General features: G+C 48.2%; 10 protein-coding genes. 6 read left to right on the forward strand and 4 right to left on the reverse strand.

Going from position 1 to position 19,774, the window contains the following annotated elements; genetic code table 11:
* Nucleotides 1–19: 19 nt before the first annotated feature.
* On the forward strand, nt 20–472 hold the full coding sequence (locus tag ACZA91_RS14280; protein ID WP_463182917.1) for a hypothetical protein: 453 nt from the start codon (nt 20–22) through the stop codon (nt 470–472).
* A gap of 98 nt (nt 473–570) precedes the next feature.
* Here ACZA91_RS14280 and ACZA91_RS14285 read toward each other — a convergent pair whose 3' ends face one another.
* Nucleotides 571–1,152, reverse strand: coding sequence for a hypothetical protein (locus ACZA91_RS14285; protein ID WP_463182919.1), 582 nt, complete (start codon nt 1,150–1,152; stop codon nt 571–573).
* Nucleotides 1,153–1,248: 96 nt separating this feature from the next.
* Between ACZA91_RS14285 and ACZA91_RS14290 the strand changes: the two genes are divergently transcribed.
* On the forward strand, nt 1,249–1,395 hold the full coding sequence (locus tag ACZA91_RS14290; protein ID WP_190355185.1) for a hypothetical protein: 147 nt from the start codon (nt 1,249–1,251) through the stop codon (nt 1,393–1,395).
* 188 nt (nt 1,396–1,583) lie between these two features.
* On the opposite strand, the gene thiD is transcribed toward ACZA91_RS14290, so the two are convergent.
* The 3 genes from thiD to ACZA91_RS14305 form a co-directional block, all read right to left on the reverse strand.
* Nucleotides 1,584–2,396 (reverse strand): bifunctional hydroxymethylpyrimidine kinase/phosphomethylpyrimidine kinase, encoded by an 813-nt coding sequence (gene thiD, locus ACZA91_RS14295; RefSeq protein ID WP_463182924.1) that lies wholly within the window; start codon nt 2,394–2,396, stop codon nt 1,584–1,586.
* 56 nt (nt 2,397–2,452) lie between these two features.
* A complete protein-coding gene (gene ftsZ, locus ACZA91_RS14300; RefSeq protein ID WP_099533548.1) occupies nt 2,453–3,730 on the reverse strand; it encodes a cell division protein FtsZ in 1,278 nt (425 codons plus the stop codon).
* Nucleotides 3,731–3,980: 250 nt separating this feature from the next.
* Nucleotides 3,981–4,820, reverse strand: a complete 840-nt coding sequence (locus ACZA91_RS14305; RefSeq protein ID WP_158234453.1) for a cell division protein FtsQ/DivIB — start codon at nt 4,818–4,820, stop codon at nt 3,981–3,983.
* A gap of 419 nt (nt 4,821–5,239) precedes the next feature.
* Between ACZA91_RS14305 and ACZA91_RS14310 the strand changes: the two genes are divergently transcribed.
* The 4 genes from ACZA91_RS14310 to ACZA91_RS14325 all read left to right on the forward strand — a co-directional run bounded on the left by ACZA91_RS14310 (nt 5,240) and on the right by ACZA91_RS14325 (nt 19,693).
* Complete coding sequence (locus ACZA91_RS14310) at nt 5,240–6,574, forward strand: P-loop NTPase fold protein (RefSeq protein ID WP_099533550.1); 1,335 nt, start codon at nt 5,240–5,242, stop codon at nt 6,572–6,574.
* A 91-nt stretch (nt 6,575–6,665) separates the two neighbouring features.
* A complete protein-coding gene (locus tag ACZA91_RS14315) occupies nt 6,666–7,157 on the forward strand; it encodes a hypothetical protein (protein WP_099533551.1) in 492 nt (163 codons plus the stop codon).
* 358 nt (nt 7,158–7,515) lie between these two features.
* Nucleotides 7,516–13,302: a trifunctional serine/threonine-protein kinase/ATP-binding protein/sensor histidine kinase gene (locus ACZA91_RS14320; protein ID WP_463182930.1), complete on the forward strand. Its 5,787-nt coding sequence runs from the start codon at nt 7,516–7,518 to the stop codon at nt 13,300–13,302.
* A gap of 151 nt (nt 13,303–13,453) precedes the next feature.
* Nucleotides 13,454–19,693, forward strand: a complete 6,240-nt coding sequence (locus ACZA91_RS14325) for an AAA family ATPase (protein ID WP_463182932.1) — start codon at nt 13,454–13,456, stop codon at nt 19,691–19,693.
* Nucleotides 19,694–19,774 lie beyond the last annotated feature (81 nt).

Here is a 19,774-nt window from a genome sequence, read left to right on the forward strand (position 1 = left end):
CCCGATCGCTACGCTTTCCATGTCTGCACCATCCGCCCCATCCGGTCAGTCCAGCCAACATCGCGAGCAATATACGGTTTTCTTGGATCCGACCTTGATCAATCGGGTGTTGGAACTGACCGATGCACCTGGAAATGCGATCGAGGATGGGTTGCGGTTGTGGTTAGCTCAGCAATCGGAACCTGCGGCCCCGGCGATCGCTAGCCGTAGCCTTCCCGCCAGCACACCACCACAATTGCCGGCTAAGTTGGCAGCCCCGATCGTGCCGGAGCGCCGCAGCAAACCCCGCATTTTGAATTTGGCTCCGCCGGTTGCCCCCGCCCCGATCGACCCGATGAACGATCGCAACCTGCCGAAGCCCCTGACTCGTCCCAATGCGCCGACCCCGCGCCGATTGCCGCCGCGCCGTTCGGTCTCGGGCCCGATCGACCCGCGCAAGAGTAATGATGACGAAACGGGCTGGCTGGTTTAGGGCGGCCGGTTCAGAAAATTCGCCCTAGTTGGTCAGAATAGTTCGACCGTGAAAATCGGCTGAGAGGATTATCGCTAGGTGATCGAGTGAGAACCGGTTTAACCCATGCCCGGTTCCAGAGCCGTATCCCAAGGATCGGCCCAAAAATCTACCCAATCGGAGTCTGGCGATCCTTGAGTCGGAGCTGTAGTGCTCGATCGCTCACTTGGGAAATTCACGCCGCTGGTCATGGTTTCCGTGGTGGTCATGGCCGCAGTTAACCCTGGCAATTGGCGGGAGGGTTCTGTTCCCACCCGCAGTTCAGCCGTCGGCCGTGACTCAGAAGATGACTCAGAGGAAAGGATCGGCTCGATCGCGTCCGGGCCCGGTTGCGCGAACTGGGTCAATCTACGTAAATTTACTGAGTCATCCTCAGCGTTCTCCGAAGTTGCAGACGGGGCCCCAGAGTCGGCCAAACCGGCTGGCGGTTGGTCGGCCATGGCTTCGACCGTGGTTGCTGGTTGGGAATCCGAAGCTGACCGCCCCGCAGCGGGCACTTCCGGGGTAGCGGTTGTTGTTTTTTTGACCTGCGTCACACTGTTGCGAAACGACCAAGCGAGATAGACGGCCAACGCGTCGGCGATCGCCCGCACGTTGTCCTCTGGACGCTGGCCAGATTTGGGGGAATGCGTGCTCATCATTGCTCGATCGCCCATCATGCTTGTGATATCTCTAGTTTCACTCGGTTAGCAATCACAGATGGCGACGGCGATCGCAAACGGAGACCGATCTCAGTCATGCAGCAGCCTGTCCCCGATCGCCCAATTTCCGTGTTTTCACCACCGGTCGTAGCGATCGTCACCATCTTTTTTCCTCTTCCTACCGAAGCAGCAGACTTCCGGACTGGGGAGGGGCTGATTGTCGCCTGCGAAACTGGCCGATGATCGGTCGTCAAATCTGCCCACGCCCGCTAGGGAGCTGAGATTGGTGAAAATTCAGTGCGTTCAGGCAATTTCCTGCTCAAAACTTCCAGGATTGGGGAATGAGGGTGCGATCGCGGTGGGGGATTGGTGGTTGGAGATCGGTAGTCAGGAATTCACGGGGTGCGATGCAGGGGCGATCAACCGTTCAATCAACCGTTTAACAATGGGAAAAAGTGCCCGATCGGCCCCTGGCCTTGCCCGATCGCCAGAGCATGGCGCAATGCTTGCGTGACGTAGGTTTTGGCTGCCTGGGTTGCCGCCAAGGGGGCTTGCCCCAAGGCCAAGTTCGCCGCGATCGCCGCAGACAAACTACAGCCCGTGCCGTGGGTGTGGGGGGTGTCCACGGTTTCCGTTCGCAACACCACCGGTTCATCGCCCGCAAACCACACATCCACGCCCCGTAAATCTCCCGGCAAACCGCCCCCCTTCACCACCACCGCCTGGGGCCCCAACTGCCAAATGGTTTTTGCCGCCGCGATCAAATCCGCCAAGGACTTGATCGCCCGTCCGGCCAACAATTGCGCCTCATAGCAATTGGGCGTGGCCACCGTCGCCAAGGGCAACAGCCGATCGCGCATCAGTGCCACCGCGTCATCATCAATCAACTGCGCCCCCGTGCGGGACACCATCACCGGATCCACAACCAAGGCCGGTAACGGGTCGGCCGTGAGCCGATTGACCACGGCCGAAATAATATCTCGATTCAGCAACATGCCCGTTTTGGCCGCTGCGATGCCTAAATCGATCGCCACCGCATCAATTTGGGCCACCACCGCCGCCGGAGTCAGCGGGTCAACCCTGGTGACCCCCAAGGTGTTTTGGGCCGTCACGCAGGTTAAAGCACAAGCACCGTGAACACAGTGCATGGCGAAGGTTTTTAAGTCGGCTTGAATTCCCGCGCCACCGCCGCTATCGGAACCGGCAATGGTCAGGGTGATCGGGGGCTGCATTCCCTGGCTCATGGTCTAGATGATCTAGGACGATCAAGATCGGGCAAGATCGGGTGGGATCGGGGAGCCTAGGGATTCCGCCGTCGTTGCAGGAACTCGGGAATATCTAGCCCACCCAACATGCTGTTACCCTTTTGGTCACCTGTGGGGTTTGGGAGGGGCTTGGGGGTTGATCGCGGTAAACCAGTGCCCAAGCGGCCCGCCGCCGGACTGGGGGGCAAATCTGCCGAAAAGCCCGTTGCAATGACCGTGACGCAAATTTCCCCTTGTAATCGCTCATCAATCACCGCGCCGAAGATGATGTTGGCGTTCGGGTCAACCACTTCATAGATCGCTTCAGCGGCCGCATTCACCTCATGGAGGGTTAGATCGCGACCACCCGTAATATTCAAGACCACGCCCTTGGCCCCTTCAATGCTGGCTTCGAGCAGCGGGGAGGAAATAGCCGCATTGGCCGCATCGCGGGCCCGGGACTTACCGGAACCAATACCAATGCCCATCAGCGCCGAACCGGCATCGGCCATCACCGCCCGCACATCGGCAAAGTCCACATTCACCAAACCGGGGATGGTGATGATATCAGAGATCCCCTGAACCCCTTGCCGCAACACGTCATCGGCAAACTGGAAGGCTTCTTGGACGGGGGTTTGTTCTGGAATGGCGGCCAACAGGCGATCGTTAGGGATGATGATCGTGGTGTCCACCTGGGCTTGCAGTTCCGCAATGCCTTCTTCGGCTTGGGCCATCCGCCGCCGCCCTTCAAACTTAAAGGGCCGGGTCACCACTGCCACCGTCAGCGCACCGGCTTCTTTCGCCATTTCCGCCACGATCGGGGCGGCCCCGGTTCCAGTGCCGCCGCCCATGCCGGCCGTAATGAAGACTAATTCTGTGTTTTGCACCAGGTTGGCAATTTCTTCCCGGGACTCTTCAGCGGCGCTTTTGCCAATGGTGCGGTTGCCGCCAGCCCCCAGCCCCTTGGTTAGCTTTTGACCAATTTGCAAGCGGTTTTGGGCCGCCGATTGGGTCAGAGCCTGGGCATCGGTGTTGATGGACCAAAACTCGATGCCGGAAATTTGGCTGGCAATCATGCGGTTCACAGCGTTGCCGCCGCCACCACCTACGCCAATGACCTTAATACGGGCGATGCTTCCTGGCACGATCTCGCTTCCTTTGGCAGTTTCACCGGGCTGCATCCCGCCATCTCCATTATTCTTAAAGCCGCTACCGATATTGCTGAGGGGCAGGCCAGCACTTCCATAGGCTCCGCTGGCTCCACGGGGGTACTCGGCGGAGTCGTAGGCGGTTGGGTTGTCTTGGGCAGGCCCCAGGCGGTCATTAAGCGTCATGGGATTGGCAAGCTAAAAGGGTCGAAGGTTAGATTGTCCAACCGACAGAATTTACAGAATTTGTAGACAACTATAGGGTAAGTTGCTGAAAGTTGCTGGAAAAAAGTTATCTCAGCAATCTGGCGGCTGTTGGATCAAGGGGGCCGGGGCGTAAACGAGTGTGGGGAAGTTGCTGAGGCGGAAATCCGATCGACAGGTGGAATGCTCGGGCAATGTGCTCGGGCAATGTGCTCAGGCAACAACAGTGTTACTAGGGTGGTTTTAGCTGTTGTTGTGCTCCCTTGTCCAGAGTGGTGGATCGCATTTGGATGGCGGGTCGCTCCAAATCCCGAAAATCAATGTGATCAATTTGCCTGGGATCAAGTTGTTGCGGGAGCGATCGCATCCGCGCCAGGAGGGCCATTTGCTGGGCCCAGCGATCGCGCCCATAGGTTCCCAATTCCACGGGCCCCAATTCCGTTTGCAAACGGATCGATCGGGGGTTGCGCCAATCCACCACCTGCACGGCTACAGGCGACAAACTCAGCCAACGATAGATAAAAGCCCATTCCCGTTGAATCGTGCCATAGTCCCCGATCGCCTTGAGCACGGGCAATTGGGGAACAGGGCGCATGGCTTGGTAGCGCTCTAGCTCAATCCAAGTGCCCTGGCTGTCCATCAGACCGATTTGGGCGCGTGGGTTGCCGCCAGCCCGTTGCACCGGAACCGTGGACTCAATCACAGCCACCGGAAACAGCTCCGTGACCTGCACCACCAACTTGGGCGGCAACAGTTGGCGAGTGACTTCCGCATGGGCCACGGGGCCCCTGGCCCGCAAACTGGCGGCAATCACTTGGGGCTGGAGTTTCCACAAAGATTGGGGATAGCTGATGCCCAGGAGCGATCGCACGTGGTCATCGCTCAGCATCCGATTGCCCAGCACGTCCACCTGTTCGGGCCCCCGAATCACCCAAGGGGCAGACGTAACCAAGCTGGCCGTGGCGATCGCCACCAACCCCACTGCCACCAAGCGCCAACTCCGCCGCGCAATTTTCCAGTGGCGACGACGGCGAAGGTGCGATCGCCGCAGATCCAAGTGGCGACGAGACAAGGGAACAAGCGGATCCATATCTGGCCCATCATCTGGCCCGTTGAACATCTGGCCCATTTAGCCCATTTAACTGATCTGTTTTATGTAATAGCGTCTGGAATAGTGTCCTGAATAATGGCTTCCTGCAAGGGATTGCTGATTTCTCCTGAGCTTCAGTGGCCAAGACCCCCAACCCCAATTCAAAATGGGGCCCTTTAGAATAGTTGCCGCTGCTCGCCATGCCCACCGCAGCAGCAACCCAGGACAAACTGCACAACTTCAATCAATTTCAAGATTTCAGGACAAGATTTCAGGAATAGATTTCAGGGTGAATGCCGGTGTCCCTGTACTTTGATCGCTAGGTTGGTCATGATGGTTGCATCGTAGCCCTAGTCCAAGTCGATTGTTGCTGTTTTCTTTGGCCGATATTTCTCAGTACCATGGCAATTGACGATATATCCCGCTTCTTTAAGGCCTGTAATCCTTCCTATACGCTCGATCTCGCCAAGCCGGAAGATCGAAAATACTATATTGATTTCTCGAATGTGCGCGGTGGCAATATCATTGGTGAGCTGAAGCGGACGATCGTCCGAATTTCTCCCGATGTGCCCACTTGTCAGCTTTTTACGGGACACATTGGCTGCGGGAAGTCCACGGAACTCTTGCGGTTGAAAGCTGAACTGGAGCAAGAGAATTTCCATGTGGTCTATTTCGAGTCTACCCAAGACTTGGATATGGCCGATGTGGATATTAGTGATATTTTGTTGGCCATTACTCGCCAGGTCAGCGAAAACTTAGATGCCGTCGGCATTAAGTTGAAACCCAGCTATTTTGCCAATTTGTTCCAAGAGGTTTCAGATTTTCTGCAAACCCCGATCGAACTGGGTGCTCAGGCGGAGGTTTCCCTAGGAATTGCCAAAATTACCGCCAAAACCCAGGACAATCCCAAACTGCGCAGCCAATTGCGGCAATACCTGGAACCGCGAACGGAGGGAATTCTGCGGGCCATTAACGAGGAAATTATTCAGCGGGCCACCCAAGAATTGCTGCGGCGCGGCAAGAAGGGCCTAGTGGTGATTGTGGATAACCTCGATCGGGTGGATAGCCGCACCTTACCCTCGATCGGGCGGCGGCAACCGGAATATTTATTTATTGATCGCGGTGCTCAGCTCCGGCGAATTAATTGCCATTTGGTCTACACCGTTCCTCTTTCGTTAATGTTTGCTGACGAATACGAAGCGATGAAAAACCGCTTAGGCGGCGGTTTGGCTCCCAAAGTATTGTCAATGATTCCGGTGCGGACTCGGAATGGGGAACCCTTTGAACCAGGCATGGAAGCCTTGCGATCGGCTGTTTTGGCGAGGGCTTTCCCAAACCTTTCTCCCACCGAAGCACTCAGCCATGTCAGCGAAGTTTTTGAAGACTTGGAAACCCTAAATCGTCTTTGTCGGGTCAGTGGTGGTCACCCCCGAAGCCTGTTAGGATTACTCTATCGCTGCCTACAGCAGGAAGACCCTCCCTTTGCTCGGGCGAACTTGGAGCGCGCCATTCGCGACAGTCGGGACGATCTCACCCTGTCGATCGATGACATTGAGCGAGAGCGCCTTTTCCAGGTTGTCCGCGAACAAAGTGTGCGTGGCGAAGACAGCTACCAAATGCTGCTGCGGACTCAAATTGTTTACGAGTACCGCGATGCCCAGGGACGGTGGTTTGGCATCAACCCTTCCCTCGAAGAAACCGATTGGTTTCAAGCTTGGCAGCAACAAAACCGCTAACTCCCAGATGATCGCCGCCTGGGCCTAACCCATCCACCCAGGCGCAATACGTAGCAGTCATGCGACTGTTCCCAAAGAGGAGCGTTAAGCCATGGGCCCCAAAGTTCCAGGCGGTCTCGCCAACGCCAATGAGCGATCTGTTGCCATTTTGGCCAGAACTCTGTTGCACCAGCAGGGAGAATTTGCCCTGATTCTGGCGCACTGCAACGATCCAACGGTTCAGCGTTGTGCCACTAATCGCTTACGCGAGATGCTGTCCTTGGAGGTCGGGTGCTTGCAGTTGCCCACCTCCGCCCGATCGCTCTTGTCACCAATCCAACACCTTTGCCACCAACACCCGCCTCAAGCCCTGGTGGTCACTGGGCTGGAAACCCTAGAAGAACTGGATGATCTGTTGGTGGCCACCAATCGGGCCTTCAACGCCTTCACTCATCAGTTTCGGTTTCCCATCATTTTGTGGGTGAACGATCGGGTAGTGCGCCACCTAGCCCGCTACGCGCCAGATCTCAAAAACCGCACGCCCACCAGCATTCGCTTCTTTGAGCAGCAGCCTCAGCCTCTCGCCTCAGTGTTGAGCAATTAGCGCTTCCCTGCTCCAACAAGTTGGATTTTTTTTCGGAATTTTCCTGTAATTTCCTAGATTTTCCCGATTTTACGCAAAATTTGTAGAGCTATACTGCTGGGTGATCTCCTTGGTACCCCATGACATTGGATCAGTGCCTTGTCAGTGCTGAGTGCTGGGAAAATTTCTACGCAGCACTTTTCTGCTATTCCCGAGATTTTCCTGATTTTACGCAAAATTTATAGAGCCGCATTGCTGAGTGATCGTTGAGTGATCTCTTAAGTGCCCTAAGACACTAAATCAATATCCTGGCAGTGCCTAGTGCTTGAGGATTTGTCGTGCGTCTTGAATGGATTGAGCCGATCTCCTGGTATCACTTATGACCACTGCCACTCGAGTATCCGAACAGTCAATACCCAATATTCCGGGCTACACAATCACCGAGCAGCTCTACAGAGGATCGCGAACGGCCGTCTATCGAGCTGTCCAGGATGGTGATCAGCGATCGGTGGTGTTGAAAGTCTTGCTGTCGGACTATCCCACCTTTGGCGAACTGGTGCAATTTCGGAATCAATACGCGATCGCCAAAAACCTCAATCTGTCTGGCATTATTCATCCCCTAACTCTTCAGCCCTTCGGTAATGGCTATGTGATGGTGATGGAAGATTGGGGAGGGGTATCCCTTAATCAATACCTACAGCAGCACGAGCTTAATTGGGTCGAAGTGCTCAAGATTGCATTACAACTGACCACCATTTTGCACGATCTGCATCAGCAGCGCGTTATTCATAAAGATATTAAACCCGCCAATATTCTGATTGATTCCGCATCGAAAGAAGTAAAGTTAATTGACTTTAGTATTGCTTCTTTGCTGCCCAAGGAAACTCAAGAAATTCAAAATCCCAACATTCTAGAGGGAACTTTAGCCTACCTGGCTCCCGAACAAACCGGGCGCATGAATCGTGGCATTGACTATCGAGCCGATTACTATGCCTTGGGGGTGACACTATATCAACTATTAACGGGTCAATTGCCCTTCATTGCCAACGATCCCTTAGAAATTCTGCATTGTCATATTGCTAAAACAGCACAGCCAGTGGATCAGGTAAATCCGTCAGTGCCTGGGATTGTAGGGGCGATCGTGGCCAAGCTGATGGCTAAAAACGCTGAGGATCGATATCAAAGTGCCCTGGGTCTTCAGCATGATTTGCAGCAATGCTTAAGCCAATGGGAAACAACAGGAACGATTGCATTATTTGAACTGGGACAACGGGATCTGAGCGATCGCTTCTTAATCCCTGAAAAGCTCTATGGTCGCGAAACAGAAGTTGAAATTCTACTCAAGTCTTTTGAGCGAGTTTCCCAAGGTGCATCAGAACTGATGCTAGTGGCGGGATTTTCGGGGATTGGTAAGACTGCTGTGGTGAATGAAGTCCATAAGCCAATCACTCAGCAAAAGGGCTACTTCATCAAAGGGAAGTTTGATCAATTTAATCGCAACATTCCCCTATCAGCATTCGTACAAGCTTTGCGGGATCTGATGGGGCAACTGCTCTCAGAGTCTGACAGTCAACTAGCCGAATGGAAAGCTCAAATCCTCAAAGCTGTTGGTGAAAATGGCCAGGTTTTGATTGAGGTGATTCCAGAGTTAGAGCAGGTCATTGGTCAGCAGCCCGCAGCTCCGGAGCTTTCGGGAAGCGCAGCCCAGAATCGATTTAACTTACTGTTTCAGAAATTTATTCAAGTTTTCATGACTGCCAATCATCCCTTAGTGATCTTCCTGGATGACTTGCAGTGGTCTGATTCCGCTTCGCTGCAATTGCTGAAAGTGCTCATGGAAAGCAGTGGCTATCTGCTGATGTTGGGTGCTTATCGAGATAACGAAGTTTCACCAGTTCATCCCCTGATGTTGACGATCGGGGAATTGGAAAAAGCGAACTTAACCGTTAATACAATCACTTTGTTGCCACTGAGCCTAGAGCATACCAATTGCTTGGTGGCGGATACATTGAGATGCAGCCAAGAGCTATCAAAGCCACTGACTCAACTGGTTGATCGTAAAACCCAAGGGAATCCTTTCTTCACGACCCAATTTCTGAAAGCGCTTCACGAAGATAGGTACATCGTCTTTGACCGTGATCAAGGTTATTGGCAATGTGATATTGCTCAAGTCAATGCTCTGGCGCTGACGGATGATGTGGTGGAGTTTATGGCGCTGCAGTTGCAGAAACTGCCGACAGCGACGCAAGAGGTCTTGAAATTAGCGGCTTGTATTGGCGCACAGTTTGATTTGCAGACCCTGGCGATCGTGGCAGAGCAATCTCAAACGGAAGTAGCCACTTTTCTGTGGAGAGCTTTGCAAGAAGGACTGATTGTGCCCATTGGTGACGTTTACAAGTTTTATATCGGTCAAAGTATTGAATCAAGTGCGCTAAAAAATCAGCAGATCATTAATTATAAATTTCTGCACGATAGAGTACAACAAGCAGCTTATTCTCTAATTCCCGATGATCAAAAGCAAGTAAAACACCTAAAAATCGGGCAGCTTCTTGCTCGTGTAGTAAATTCAGTAGATCAAGAAGAGAGGATTTTTGAGGTTGTCAATCAGTTAAATCAAGGAGCTGACCTAATCAAGTCTCAAGATGAACGAGAAGAGCTAGCTAAATTGAATCTAAAAGCTGCACGAAAAGCAAAGCTTTCTACTGCTTATATTGCAGCTATTGAATATGCTGACCAAGGGATAAATTTACTTGCTTTACAGTCTTGGAAACAGCATTATGAAATCACGCTGAGTCTATATAATTTAGCGGCAGAAGTAACTTGTTTGGTCAGCAATTTTGAAAAAATGCAGCAGTTGGTTGACGAAGTAGTTACAAACGCGCGTGATGTGCTGGATAAAGCCAAAGTCTATGAAGTAAAAATTTTGGCCGAAGTAGCACAAAGTAAACAACCTGAAGCTATCAAAACTGCTCTTAGTGTTTTAGAGCTATTTGGCATAGTGTTTCCAGGAAACCCTAATGCCGCTGATATTTCTCGCAGCCTAAAGCAGACTCAGGAATTATTAAAAGAAAAAGACTTAGCAGATTTATTGTTGCTACCAGAGATGACTGACTTACAAGCCATCGCTCAAATGCGAATTTTAGCAACTGTTACAGCAGCGGTTTATCAAGCGGTTCCTGAACTTTTACCACTGATTGTGTGTAAGCAAATTGAATTATCAGTTCAGTATGGTAGCGCTGCTGTGTCGGCTCAAGCCTTTGCTTGGTATGGAGTAATTTTGTGTATTACCGGAGAAATTGACTTGGGTAATCACATTGGAGAAATTGCGCTGGGGTTACTATCGCGCTTTCAGAACCGAGAATTTAAAGCCAGCACTATCAACATGGTTTATCCATTTGTAAAACCCTGGAAGCACCACATTAAAAATTCTCTAGCTCCTTTACTTGATGGATATTACAGTGGACTGGAAACAGGAACTTTAGAATATGCTGCCTATTGTGCTTATAATTATTGCTCGCTTTCCTATTTTCTCGGCAAAGATTTGTCAACTCTAGAACCAGAAATTCAACTATACAATCAAGCGTTAGCACAAATTAAACAAGAAGTAGCTCATAATTATTTAAAAATTTTCTATCAATCTATCATGAACTTAGCGATGCAAAATGAGCATCCTTGGAAAATTCAGGGTGAAATTTATGACGAAAATAATATGTTACCTCTGCATCAAAAGGCTAATGATCTTTATGCGTTGGGAACCCTTTACGTGAATAAGTTAATTCTCTGTTACCTTTTTGGCGAATGGGAATCTGCGACCACAGCTGCCACACAAGCTAAACAATATCTCGGCGGAATATCGGGCTGCTTCATGGTTCCCTTATTTCATTTCTATGACTCATTAACTTATCTTGCTAAATTATCTAGCGCTCAGAATTTGGATTTGCAAAGAGTTGCTGAAAATCAAAATCTGCTAAAAAAATGGTCAAATTCTGCACCCATCAATTATTTACATAAGTTTTATTTGGTAGAAGCAGAGCAACATCGAGTTTTGGGGCAAATATACGAAGCGATGGATTACTATGATCGCGCAATTGCTAACGCCAAAGAAAGTGGCTATATCCAAGAGGAAGCGCTCGCCAATGAGATTGCTGCTAAATTCTATCTCAATTGGGGTAAAGAGAAAGTTGCTACAAGCTATATGCAAGAAGCCTATTATTGCTACGCTCGTTGGGGTGCAAAAGCTAAAGTTGCTGATTTAGAGCAGCGCTACCCCCAACTATTACAACCAATTTTAAAAACTGCTATTCAATCTCTAACTATTTTGGAAACCCTAACCAGCATTAATGCTCCAGGGTATGCAGCTTATTCTACCTCTCGAAAAAGCTCCTCTAGCAGTATTAATCAATCGCTAGATTTGGCTACTCTGTTGCAAATTTCTCAGACCTTTGCAAGCACGATCGCTCTGGATGAACTCCTACAAACGCTAGCTCAGACGATGCTTGAGAACTCTGGTGCAGACCGATGTGCTTTGATGCTTTGCGAAGAAAATCAGTGGCAAGTGCGGGTAATAGCAGACCTGGAGCAAGTAACTTTGCAGCCTGCACTGCTAGACAATAATCTAACGGTTCCTGTGAAGCTTATTCAATACGTAAAGAACACTGCAACGACGGTGATGGTTGATGATCTCAAAACTGATCTTCCAGTGATTGGTGATTATCTAAATTATCATCAACCTAAAAGTGTCCTATGTTTACCAGTTCTGAACCAGGGGAGTCTACATGCTATTTTGTATCTAGAAAATCAATCAACTAGTGGTGTATTTACTAGTGATCGTGTTGCAGTGCTTAGTTTCCTTTGCACTCAAGCTGCTATTTCTTTACGAAATGCTGACCTCTACCAAACTCTACAAAATAGTGAAGCAAAGTTTAGAAGATTAGTAGAAGGAGCAGATGACATGATTTGGTCTGCTCTAGCAGATAGCACATTGACTTATTTATCTCCTCAATTTGAACCAATGTTCAAATTATCGCTATCTGACTGGGTAGGGCAGTCTTTTGTTAAGTTGGTTCATCCTGATGACATAGAAATAGTGACATCATCAGCCACGGCTGCACTCGAAACAGGTAAAAGCCAGAAAAATATAGAATTTCGACACCTATGCCAAGGTAAAGAATATTTGTGGGTAACAGTCAATGTAACGCCTATTAAAAATCTCCAAGGCCAGTCTATCGGTCTACAAGGAATTATACGAGATATCAGCGATCGCAAGGCTGCAGACGCTATTATTCAGCAAAAGTCTCAAGCTTTAGAAAATACATTGCAAGAGCTACAAAGTGCTCAGTTACAGATGGTGCAAAGCGAGAAAATGGCATCTCTCGGTAACTTGGTTGCAGGGGTTGCCCATGAAATCAACAACCCGATCGGCTTCCTGAATGGCAGCATCAATAATGGTAAAGAGCATGTGCAAGACTTGCTTGAACATTTAGCTCTGTATCAGCAGCATTATCCCAGTCCCACTTCCCCGATTCAAGATCACGCTGAAGATATTGATTTGGAATATGTTTGCGAAGATTTGCCCCAACTCCTGAATTCAATGCAAGGGGCAACCGATCGCATTAAGTCGATTAGTACAAGTTTGCGGACTTTTTCCCGTGCGGATACGGAATATAAAGTCAGCGCTAACCTGCATGAAGGGATTGATAGCACCCTACTGATTTTGAAATATCGGCTCAAGGCGAATGCTAATCGGCCGGCGATCGAGGTAGTTACCAACTACGGCGAAATACCACCGATCGATTGCTTCCCGGGACAGCTCAACCAGGTATTTATGAATATCCTGGCCAATGCGATCGATATGTTTGATGAGCTGGCCCAGGGTCGATCGTTCAAGGAATTAGAGGCACATCCTCAACAGATCACCATCAGTACGACTCTGGTTGATGATCAGGTACAAATTACGATTCGGGATAATGGCAAGGGGATGAATGCAGAAGTGCAATCCAGGATCTTTGACCATTTATTCACCACAAAGTCCGTAGGTAAAGGCACAGGGTTGGGTCTCGCGATTGCCCAACAAATCGTAGTGGATAAACACAGCGGCAGTCTGACCGTTGAGTCGGAACCGGGACAAGGCGCTGAATTCCGGATTCAATTGCCAGTTAAGTCATAGGACTTTTTTGAAGCAGAAGAGTTGTTATCAACACGAAACATAAAGTATGCGGACTAATCCTGTATTTAGCGTGATATGAGCACTCTAAAGTTGCCGCATCACCAGAAGGGAGCCTTATACTGAAAAGTAGGTTTTCTTCTTGACCACATCCATGTTCCCCCTCACCAGCTCTTCATCCCGGCCATTGCCTGCAATTGCTGGCTATACGATCACAGAGCAACTTTATTGGGGATCGCGAACGGCTGTCTATCGAGCTGCCCAGGATGGTGATCAGCGATCGGTGGTGTTGAAAGTCTTGCTGTCGGACTATCCCACCTTTGGCGAACTGGTGCAATTTCGGAATCAATACGCGATCGCCAAAAACCTCAATCTTCCTGGCATTATTCATCCCCTAACTCTTCAGCCTTTCGGTAATGGCTACGTACTCGTGATGGAAGATTGGGGAGGATTGTCTCTCAATCAATACCTACAGCAGCACAAGCTTAATTGGGTTGAAGTGCTCAAGATTGCATTACAATTGACCACCATTTTGCACGATCTGCATCAGCAGCGCGTTATTCATAAAGATATTAAACCCGCCAATATTCTGATTGATTCCGAATCGAAAGAAGTAAAGTTAATTGACTTTAGTATTGCTTCTTTGCTGCCCAAGGAAACTCAAGAAATTCAGAATCCAAATATTTTAGAGGGAACTTTAGCCTACCTGGCTCCCGAACAAACCGGGCGCATGAATCGTGGCATTGACTATCGAGCCGATTACTATGCCTTGGGGGTGACACTATATCAACTATTGACGGGTCAATTGCCTTTTGAGTCTGACGATCCCTTAGAGTTGTTGCATTGCCATATCGCCAAAACAGCACAGCCTGTGGATCAGGTAAACCCGTCAGTGCCTGAGATAGTGGGGGCGATCGTGGCCAAGCTGATGGCTAAAAATGCTGAGGATCGATATCAAAGTGCCTTGGGTCTTCAGCATGATTTGCAGCAATGCTTAAGCCAATGGGAAACAACAGGCGAAGTTACTGAGTTTGAATTGGGACAACGGGATCTGAGCGATCGCTTCTTAATCCCTGAAAAGCTCTACGGTAGAGAAGCCGAAGTTAAAACTTTACTCAAGTCTTTTGAGCGAGTCTCCCAAGGTGCATCAGAACTGATGCTGGTGGCGGGATTTTCGGGAATTGGGAAAACTGCCGTCGTCAATGAAGTTCATAAACCCATCACTCAGCAAAAAGGGTACTTCATCAAAGGGAAGTTTGATCAATTTAATCGCAACATTCCCCTGTCAGCATTCGTGCAGGCTTTGCGGGATCTGATGGGGCAACTGCTCTCAGAGTCTGACAGTCAACTAGCCGAATGGAAAGCTCAAATCCTCAAAGCTGTCGGTGAAAATGGCCAGGTCTTGATTGAGGTGATTCCGGAGCTAGAACAGGTCATTGGTCAGCAGCCCGTAGCTCCGGAACTGTCAGGGACCGCAGCCCAGAATCGATTTAATTTGCTGTTTCAGAAGTTTATTCAGGTTTTCACGACCATTAACCATCCGTTAGTAATCTTCCTAGATGATTTGCAGTGGTCTGATTCTGCTTCGTTGCAATTGCTGAAAGTGCTCATGGAAAGCAGTGGCTATCTGCTGATGTTGGGTGCTTATCGAGATAACGAAGTCTCACCAGTTCATCCCCTGATGTTGACGATTGGGGAGTTGGAAAAAGCGAACTTAACCGTTAATACAATCACTTTGTTGCCGTTGAGCCTAGAGTATACCAATTGCTTAGTAGCGGATACGTTGAAATGCAGCCGAAAATTGTCGAAGCCGCTAACACAACTGGTTGATCGTAAAACCCAAGGGAATCCCTTCTTTACGACCCAATTTCTAAAGGCACTCCATGAAGATGGGTACATCGTTTTTGACCGTGACCGAGGCTATTGGCAATGTGATATTGCCCAGGTCAATGCACTGGCGCTGACGGATGATGTGGTGGAATTTATGGCGTTGCAGTTACAGAAACTGCCGACAGCGACGCAAGAGGTCTTGAAGTTAGCAGCTTGTATTGGCGCGCAGTTTGATTTACAGACCCTGGCGATCGTGGCAGAGCAATCCCAAACGGAAACAGCCACCGTCTTGTGGAGAGCTTTACAGGAAGGATTGATCATTCCGATCACGCAGGTTTACAAGTTTTTTCAGTCTGAAGAAATTGAGCAGCTTGAAGCTCAAAATCATGCCAATCCAGCCTATCGATTCCTGCACGATCGAGTTCAACAAGCTGCTTATTCTTTGATTGCTGAAAATCAGAGGCAGTTTATTCACTACCAAATTGGCAAACTGTTGCTGCATTCTATGTCTTTAGAAAGGCTAGAAGAAAACATTTTTGATGTTGCTAATCATTTAAACAAAAGCACACAACTAATTACGACAGAAGAAGAAAAAAATCAACTATCCAATTTAAATTATGCGGCTGGAAAAAGAGCGCTAGGAGCAACGGCTTATGACAGTGCGGTTCAATATTTTAAAAATGGAATTGAATTGTTATCGATTGATTGTTGGGATCATCAATATCAACTCACACTACGTCTTTACCAGTCTGCAATTAAAGCGGAATATCTTGCCACTAACTATGCTCGTGCCAACGATTTGGCTGAATTGGTTTTAGAGCGTGCAACTAGTATTTTTGACTGCATAAAAATCTATGAACTGCAAATTCAAATGTATATGGCTCAATCAGAAATGATTGAAGCACTAGCTGTAGGAGAGCTAGCATTGGGGCTTTTAGGTATTGATCTAAATCATTCACCTACCTCTTCAGATATTCATCTACCAGAACTATCTGAAATAGAATCATTGCCAGTAATGCAAGATCATCGAGGAATGGCGATCATGTCTATACTGATGACCATTTTCTCTCCGGCCTATACAGCCAAGCCAGAACTTTTATCATCAATTGTATTAACAGCAATTGATTTGAGTCTAAAACTAGGACACACTTCGCTAACTGCGTTTGCTTATGTACTGTACGGTATCTTAAAGTGTGGAGCTGAAAAAGATTTGACTAAAGGTTATTATTGCGGCTTACTTGCATTAGAAGTGCTAAGCCGATTTTCTGCTCGGGACTTAGAGTGTAAGATCATTAATTTATTCAATGTTTTTATCAATCCCTGGAAAAATCCAATACTCGATAGTATTGAGCCTTTGGAAAGAGTTAGTCAAGTTGGTTTTGAAATGGGAGATATTGAGTATGCTAGCTATGCAACTGCTCATTTCTGCACATTTAACGTTCTAGTTGGAAAGCCTCTGATAGAAGTAGAAAAAAAACAAGAGCTTGCAATAGCAATTATTAAAAAGACCAAGCAAAACCACTCATTAGTTCATGCAACTATTTGGCATCAATTTGTTTTAAACTTGTTACAGAACACTATAAATTCAGAGCAGTTCTCAGGTGATTGCTTTGATGAAGCTGGACAACTTGAGACCTTTCGTCTAGGCAATGATCGATCCCTGCCGTTTACAGCATATTTAGCAAAGTGTGTTCTGAGCTACTTATTTGGAAGCAACACAAAAGCAATTCAGTTGGCAGTAGAAGCATCGAATTACGCTGACTCTGCCATTGGGATAACTCTTGCAATTCATAATTTCTACTATTCTCTTTGTCTATTAAAGGATTTCTCAACTTCTACTAGTCGTTCACGATTGTTGGATGAGGAAGCTTCTCGACTTCGGTTGAAGCAAGTAGAAATTAATCAAGTGCTAATGAAGTCATGGGCAGTGAACTGTCCTTATAATTTTGAACATAAGCATAGTTTAGTTGCAGCCGAGCAATCCCGTGTTTTAGGACAAAGAACAGAAGCAGGGGATTGGTACGATCTTGCTATCTCCGGTGCCAAAGAAAATAATTACCTCCAAGAAGAAGCCCTTGCTAATGAACTCGCAGCTAAATTCTATCTTGATTGGGGTAAAGAAAAAATCGCCGCAGGTTATATGCAGGAAGCTTACTACTGCTATGCCCGTTGGGGAGCCAGAGCAAAAATCAACGACTTAGAACAGCGCTACCCCCAGTTATTGCAACCCATCTTGCAAGCAGCAAACCAACATTTAACTGTTTTAGAAACTCTTTCGAGCATTACCGCTCCCGCTCATTCAATTCATTACGTATCCCATAAAAGCTCTTCCGGCACTATTAATCAGACTTTAGATCTGGCTGCTCTGCTGCAAATGTCTCAGGCTTTCGCCAGCACGATCGCCCTGGATGAACTCCTACAAGCGCTAGCTCAGACGATGCTTGAGAACTCTGGCGCAGACCGATGCGCCTTAATGCTCTGCGAAGAGAATCAATGGCAAGTGCGAGTAATAGCAGACCTAGAGCGAGTAACTTTGCAGTCTGCATCGCTCGACAATAACCTAACGGTTCCTGTGAAGCTTATTCAATACGTAAAGAACACTGCAACGATGGTGATGGTTGATGATCTCAAAACTAATCTTCCAGTGATTGGTAATTACCTGAATCAGCATCAGCCGAAGAGTGTTCTATGTTTGCCGATTCTCAATCAAGGAAAGCTACGAGCTATTTTGCATTTGGAAAATCGATCAACTAGCGGTGTATTTACGAGTGATCGCATTGCAGTGCTCAATTTTCTTTGCACCCAAGCGGCAATTTCTCTGGAAAATGCGCGACTCTATCAACAATCTCAAGAATATAGTCAGCAGCTAGAGCAATCTCTTCATGAGTTGGACAATACCCAATCCCGTTTTCATAATCTAGTGGATAACGTTCCGGGGGTGGTGTATCAGTTCCTCATGAAAACTGATGGCTCAGTATCAATGCCCTATATCAGCAACGCTTGTTACGATCTGTATGAGGTTACGGCCGAACAAGCGATCGCTGATGTACGTATTCTGATGAACATGACACATCCAGAGGATGTTGAACTGTATCGTCAAACGATTACTGATTCAGCTCAAGCCTTAACACCTTGGCGGTGGGAGGGAAGAATTATTACCCCATCTGGAAAAGTTAAGTGGATTCATGGAGAATCACGCATTAAAAAACTGGCAGATGAAACGCTGGTTTGGGATGGGCTTTTGTTGGACATCAGTGAGCAAAAAGCTGCATCACAGGAGCGCGAAGCGGCAGAGGCTTCGTTGAGGGATTTCCAAGAGAGGCTGACATTTCTGATTCAGCAAACACCTGTTGGCATTATTGAATGGAATGACCAATTTAAGGTGGCAAGTTGGAACCCATCTGCTGAAAGAATCTTTGGTTATCTTGCAGAAGAAATGTTGGATCACCATGCAGCTCAGATTGTTCCAGAATCGGATAGACCTCTTGTGGCTGAAGTCATGACAGCATTGCTGGAACAAAAGGGGGGGTTCCATAGTTTAAATCAGAACGTTCGGAAAGATGGAACGATCATCATGTGTGAATGGATCAATACGCCTCTGGTAGATAATGAAGGAAAGGCTATTGGCATCTTTTCAATGATTCAAGATGTTAGCGATCGAATTTTGGCTGAAGCTGTAATTCAGCAAAAGTCTGAAGATCTAGAACGTACATTGCAGGAACTAAAAAATGCTCAGTTGCAAATGGTGCAGAGCGAGAAGATGGCTTCTTTGGGGAACCTAGTAGCGGGTGTTGCTCACGAGATTAATAACCCGATCGGCTTCCTGAATGGCAGCATTAATAATGGCAAAGAGCATGTGCAGGACTTGCTGGAACATCTAGCCCTGTATCAGCAGCACTATCCTAGTCCCACTTCCCCGATTCAAGATCACGCTGAAGATATTGATTTGGAATATGTTTGCGAAGATTTGCCTCAACTCCTGAATTCAATGCAAGGGGCAACCGATCGCATCAAATCGATTAGTACAAGTTTGCGGACTTTCTCCCGTGCGGATACGGAGTATAAAGTCAGCGCTAATCTGCATGAAGGGATTGATAGCACGCTGCTGATTCTGAAATATCGGCTCAAGGCAAATGCTAATCGGCCGGCGATCGAGGTGATTACCAACTATGGCGAAATACCATCGATCGATTGCTTTCCAGGACAGCTCAACCAGGTGTTTATGAACATCCTGGCTAATGCGATCGATATGTTTGATGAGTTAGCCCAGGGTCGATCGTTCAAGGAATTAGAAGCGAATCCCCAACAAATCACCATCAGCACAGCGCTGGTTGAGGATCAAGTCCAGATTTCCATTCACGATAATGGCAAAGGCATGGATGTAGAGGTGCAGTCCAGAATCTTTGACCATTTGTTCACCACGAAATCTGTAGGCAAAGGCACAGGATTGGGCCTAGCGATCGCTCAACAAATCATAGTGGATAAACATAGCGGCAGCCTGACCGTTGAGTCGGAGCCAGGACAAGGTGCTGAATTTTTGATTCGACTGCCAATCAAGTCATAGATTCTGCTGCGAAACCCTAGACTGTTATATAAAACCAAATTACGTCCGTATGCTGTGTCATATCTAGCACATCAAAGTTGC

This window comes from Limnothrix sp. CMB-01 (assembly GCF_055193175.1).